1 pseudogene is annotated in these 349 nt (G+C 64.5%); it reads left to right on the top strand.

From position 1 onward, the window contains the following. Nucleotides 1-329: pseudogene (locus HX846_RS35945) on the top strand (amino acid deaminase); the annotation flags it as partial. Between the last annotated feature and the right edge of the window lie 20 nt (nt 330-349).

The raw sequence follows: 349 nt of genomic DNA, 5'->3' as shown, positions 1-349 counted from the left end.
CCCACGTGCAATCGCTGCCGGAGCCGGGCTTCGCGGTGATCGCCCTGGGCAAGCGCGACGTCGCCTACGACGCCGGCCTGCCGGTGCCGCTCAAGCGCTACAAGGCTGGCGTGCTGCCAGCCGAGGGGGATGACGTGACCGCGTGCAAGGTCACCGCCGTGATGGACCAGCATGCGTTCATGGTCGTCGCACCGGGGGTTGAGCTGCGCATTGGCGACATCATCTCCTTCGGCACATCCCACCCGTGCCTGACCTTCGACAAGTGGCAAGTGGGTAATCTGGTGGATGAGCAATTGCAGGTGATCGAAAGCCTGCATACCTGCTTCTAGACCGAGTCGCGCCTTTCGCG

It is taken from the genome of Pseudomonas sp. K5002, assembly GCF_013386655.1.
In the GTDB taxonomy this organism is placed as follows: Bacteria; Pseudomonadota; Gammaproteobacteria; order Pseudomonadales; family Pseudomonadaceae; genus Aquipseudomonas.
Note: the sequence above shows the minus strand (reverse complement) of the source record. Positions and strands in the feature narration are given on the sequence as shown.